A 5,160-nucleotide genomic window follows, 5' to 3' on the forward strand; every position below is an offset into this window, starting at 1 on the left:
TGATTTCCTTGTACGGCTCCGTCGATTCGGATCCCTGGAGTGGTATCGGCATGGTGGCGGCTGCGACGACGGTCGTTTTACGCCGCCCATTGTGGTCTGGCGCTTTGCTGAACCGCGGCCGGAGTGGTTCTCGGAGACTCTTCGGGGAATCGTAGAAGACGATCGGCGTGAAATTGATTGGTTGTTCGATACAACGCGCCGCAACTGGGTGCTGATTCCTTCACATGTGATGGAAGTCAAGGACCGTCATCGCTTCCCTACGGAAGCCCAGGCGACGGATCTGCTCGCTCGAGGGGACCCGGAATACGGTCGGCGTTCGGTGCATGATTTCGATCGAATCATCACGGCGCTGGATTCACTCGGCCTTCCGGGCTGAAACTGTCGATCGTGGGCCGACGCTGTCAGATCGTTCGCCGGCCTGGTGTCGTTTTCAGCCGGTGCAACGATTCCGCGGTGACGATAGGACAGGCCGGGCACGCTCGCAGGCGCAGAATCCTCAACCCTGGAATATCGATGGGAGTCCAGACCAGTAGAGCGCCTACAGTACGAGGTCAATCAGCCGGGCCCAGTCGATCCGGATGCGAATGGGCAGGTCGACGGCGAATCCGGTGCCGGGCTTCAGGATTTCGACGGGCCGGTAGTGTCCGACGCCGTGATCGAGCCCGAAAGTCTCTATCGATGTCACCTCGGTATCGGAGACGCTGACCAGCCAGTACCAGGGGATCCCGGCGGCGGCGTACTCGCTCATCTTCTCCAGCCGGTCGGTTTTGACGTGGCTGGGTGAAATGACCTCGACTGCGATATCGAGATGCCTGGCGGGTACGGGCCTGACTTCAGACGGTACGCATTCGAACAGGGCGATATCGGGTCGCCGGATGGTTGCCCGGGGGAACTCCAACAGTACGAAATCGAAGTCGTGATTGACGTCGATACAGACCGAGGGCTCCTGTGTCATATGGTCACGGGCTGCGGCCTCGAGCATGCTCATGAGCCGATGGACCGCCTTCTGGTGCGCCCGGGACGGGGATTCGCAGCGCACCGCGTCGCCGTTGACCACTTCGACCAGACTGCAGAAATCTGCGGGCAGTTGCCGCCAGATCTCGACGGTGATCGGTTCTGGTTGGACATTGTCCGGCCGTGCCCAATCGAAGATGGCTGACGTGGGTCGAATCTTAGTCCGTTCCCGGCGCTGTCATCGGCGCTCCACGCGCCGCCCCAGCCGAACATGTTCCTCGTCGCCGTCGCTGGACGTATAGGAGGCGGGACCAGCGAAACGACTGCGACTACCTTCCGGGTCTACGAAGCATGGGCTCGCAGGGCGGCTATGAGCCATTCCGCGCCCGGGACCATCGGCGGGCGAGCCGGCCAGCCGTTGATGATCCCGAGCAGCGACCAGTAACGTTCGACCCGGCGATCGGTGAACATGGCCAGCTGGTCCGCGAGGGCGGAGCGGTCGGTACCAGCCGGGATCGCACGGCCGAGTATGTCGGCCGCTTCGGTGGATTCGGGTGCCACACCCGCTTCGACGGCAGCGGTGCCGGCAGGCATATCGACCTCCGGAATCTGCGCATCGCCGCGGGCGCCCGTGACGGCCATTTCCCGGCAGCGCTCCCGGAAACCCTGGTCGCGGACCAGTTCGGCCAGTTCGATCCAGGCGTCGACCTGTTCGGGTGACGGATCGTCGGGCAGGGTGGCGGGCATCGACCGCATGCCGGTGGCGATCTGGGCGCCGGGGGCGTCCGGTTCGATGCCCGCGAATGCTTCGTCGACGAAATCGTCGATGATCCGCTGGCGTTCGGCGGCGGACAGGGTGGCGAGTTCGTGCATGATTCTCAACTCCTCGGTGGTGCTGTTGCGGTGTGCGACCGACCGCAGGACCGCGCGCCGCACCCGTAGCGTGCGGATCTCGGCGTCCAGGGCGCGTGCGTGCGCGGCCGCCACCTCCGCCAGACTGGTCTGCCGTTCCACCACCGCGCGCACGGTGGCCGTATCGAGGTCCAGTTCGCGCAGCGTGTGTACCAGTTCGAGCCGGGCGACGGCTTCGGCGTCGTACAGCCGGTACCCGGCGGAGCTACGGGCGGTGGGTGGCACCAGCCCCGTATCCGACCAGAACCGGATGGTCCTGGCGTCGAGGCCGGTGCGCTGTGCCAGTTGTCCGATGGTGAACAAGGTGTCGCGGTCGGTCACGAGTACAGCGTGAACCTTCCAGTCGGTGGAAGGTCAAGCCCGATGGTCTGGGATCGGCTTACTGCCGTGCGGGGCACAGCTGCTGGGGGTCCGGGATTTCGGGTAGATCCGGGACCGGATGGGCCGTTGTGTGAAGGTCCCCTATTCGGGAACAGAGAAACGCCGCGACATCGACGTTGAACCCGACGTCCCACCACCGCGCTGTGTTGCTGTTGTCGATGGTGACCAGGGTGTGTCCGTCCGGACCGAATGCCACCGAAGGCACCCACCTCGAGCCTGCCGCCCCGACAGGAACGGGGAAGGGGAGCCCGATCTGACGGCCCGTGACGGTGTCCCACAACGACACCGTGGCGGACGTGCCGTCACCACCGCCTACCGCCAGGGTCCGCCCGTCAGGGCTCGACGCCAGCGATGACACCGCCCCGGGGGTGCGGAACTCACTGGCCTGAGCGCCGGTTCGAGTGTTCCATGCCTGCACCGTGCCGAAGCTGCTGCCGGTGGTCAGCGTGTCCCCGTCGCGGCTGAACTCCACCGATGACACCACGCCGCTGGGGCTTTCGAGCGTTGGGCCGACCTGATGGTGGGACCGAAGGTCCCACAACCGTGCTGTGTTGTCCTCGCTGCCGGTAGCGAGCATCTGCCCGTCACGGCTGAACGCCAGCGAGATCACCCGGCCTCTGTGGCCGGTGAGAGGGCGACCTATCGGGTCGCCGGTGCGGGTATCCCACAACTGCACTGTCCCGCCGCCGGCGCCGATAGCCAGTGTGCGCCTGTCGTAACTCAGTGCCACCCCGGACAACGCGCTGACGCTGATGGTGAATGAAGGGCTGATCGTTTCGCCGGTGCGGGTGTCCCACAGTGACACGGTGTCGCCGCTGATGGTGGTCAGCGTGCTCCCGTCGGAGCTCAACTCGCCGAGAGCCGCCGAACCGGTGGGGACGGTGAGTGTTCGGCCGACCTGACGGCCGGTAGCGGTGTCCCACAACCATATCGCGCCGCCATTGTGGCTGGCCAAGGTGCGCCCGTCCGGGCTGAAGGTCACGGAGCTCACCGAACCGGCGGACACCACGGTACCAGTGCGGACGGACAGGGGCCGGCCGATCTGGCGGCCGGTACCGGTATCCCACAACCGCATCCCGTCGTTGCCGCCCGCGGCCAGGGTCCGCCCGTCAGGGCTCAACGCTATCGGGCTGACCCGGCCGGGCCGGCTTACGGGGAACGATGGGCCGATCTGAGCTCCGGTGTCGATATCGGAGAACAGCACCGTGCCGTCCGTGAGGTTGCTGGTCGCGATCGCGCGCCCGTCGGGGGTGAACGCCACGGGTTTCGCGGTGCCGGTGTGACCTGTCGAGATGGGCGGGCCGCGGCGAGTGCCGGTGCGGGCGTCCCATAACTGCACCGTGCCATTGTCGACACCGCTGGCTGCCAGGGTCCGCCCGTCGGGGGTGAACGCCACCGGGTTCTTCGGCACCGCATGGCCGGTGGGTAGAGGCCGGCCGATCTGCTGACCGGTAGCGGTGTCCCACAATCGCACCATTCTGTCGCCGCTGCCGATCGCCAGGGTCCGCCCATCGGAGCTCAATGCCATTGATTCCACCTTGCCGCCCTGGGTGGTGATCGTCCGGCCGACCTGGCGCCGACTGCCGATATCCCACAACCGCGCCGTGTAGTAGCCTCCGCTGGTAGCCAAGGTGAGCCCATCGGAACTGAACGCCACAAGATCGATCACGCCGGTGGGGACAGTGAGAGGCGGGTCGATTCGATCGCCGGTGCGGGTGTCCCACAACAGCACTCCCTTGGCGCCGGCGGCCGTGGCCAGTGTGTGTCCATCGGGGCTCAATGCCATCGAGCCCGGTGCGCCGCTGCCGGCATCGATGGGGTGGATGGCAGGGTTGCGGGCGGCCGCGAGCATAGCGTAGCGGGCTTCGGGGATCTCCTTGGTGCGCCAGGCGGTCAAGGCGGCGAGCTGCGAGCCGACCGGGTCGGTGGAGGCGAGCTGCTCACTGCGGCCGGCGAGTTCGCGAGCGATAGCGGTGTCGCGTTGCTGAGTCGCCTGGTTCCGCGCCCACACCGCGATACCGGTGGTCACGGTCAATGCGATGACGAGTACGACCAGGGTGGCGGTGACGGCGCGACGCCGCCGGGTGCGGAGGCTCTCGGCGCCGACGGCGGCAGCGACGAACTCGGTGGCGAGCGGGTCGGCCAGGATGGGGTCCTGGTCGGCGGGGATCTCGCGCTCACGGATCGCGGCGAGCTGGCTGCCGCGGTAGAGCAGGGCGCTCTCACAGCCGGACTGCTGCCATCGACGGCTGTCGGCGATGACGCGCTGGCTGCGGCGGAGCCAGTCGCGGTCGGTGTCGATCCATTCCCGCAACCGCGGCCATTCCCGTAACAGAGCCTCGTGTGCCAGGCGTACGGTGTCGCGGTCCATCGTGATCAGACGCGCTTCGACCAGGCGGGCCAGCATCTGATCCGCGGTGCCCGGATCGGCGACACCGCGGACGAGAACGGCGCGGTCGGTGGGCTGGGCGGTATCGGCGTCCCCGTCGATACCGGCGCGCACCAGCCGCGGCAGCATCATCCGCAGCGCATGCCGACCGGACTGATCGGCACTGGTGTAGACACTTTCGGCGGATTTTCTGATGGCGTAGGTGATTCCGCCGGTGGCCCGGTAACCGGCCACGGTCAATTGCTTGCCGTCGCGACGGTTCCACGTGGACAGCATCGCGTGTGACAACACCGGTAGGGCTGCCGCGGTGGTGGTGTCGGATCCGAGATCGTTGAGGATGATCTCGGCGAGCCCGTCGGCGACGGTCCAGCCATTCGCTGTGGCAGGTTTCTCGATCGCCTCCCACAGTTGCCGGCGGGTCATGGGTTCGACCAGTATCTGCCGCTCCTTCAGCGCCGCAGCAAGTTCTGGATACCTTGCGGCGTGACCGTAGAAGTCGGCGCGCAACGCGGTCAGCACCAAGG

Annotated in this window: 4 protein-coding genes; 1 reads left to right on the top strand and 3 read right to left on the bottom strand. The window is 66.6% G+C overall.

Going from position 1 to position 5,160, the window contains the following annotated elements; translation table 11 throughout:
- Positions 1-376, top strand: a 376-nt coding sequence (locus tag ON22_RS36920) for a hypothetical protein (protein ID WP_157170438.1), incomplete at its 5' end; no start/stop codon positions are given.
- Positions 377-538: 162 nt separating this feature from the next.
- On the opposite strand, the gene ON22_RS26720 is transcribed toward ON22_RS36920, so the two are convergent.
- The 3 genes from ON22_RS26720 to ON22_RS26730 all read right to left on the bottom strand — a co-directional run.
- On the bottom strand, positions 539-1,057 hold the full coding sequence (locus ON22_RS26720; protein WP_033247752.1) for a Uma2 family endonuclease: 519 nt from the start codon (positions 1,055-1,057) through the stop codon (positions 539-541).
- A gap of 239 nt (positions 1,058-1,296) precedes the next feature.
- On the bottom strand, positions 1,297-2,187 hold the full coding sequence (locus tag ON22_RS26725; RefSeq protein ID WP_033247751.1) for a MerR family transcriptional regulator: 891 nt from the start codon (positions 2,185-2,187) through the stop codon (positions 1,297-1,299).
- 58 nt (positions 2,188-2,245) lie between these two features.
- The coding region (locus ON22_RS26730; protein WP_157170439.1) for a WD40 repeat domain-containing protein at positions 2,246-5,160 on the bottom strand (2,915 nt) is incomplete at its 5' end.

Origin of the sequence: Nocardia carnea NBRC 14403, assembly GCF_000308515.1 — a bacterium.
Taxonomy (GTDB): domain Bacteria; phylum Actinomycetota; class Actinomycetes; order Mycobacteriales; family Mycobacteriaceae; genus Nocardia; species Nocardia carnea.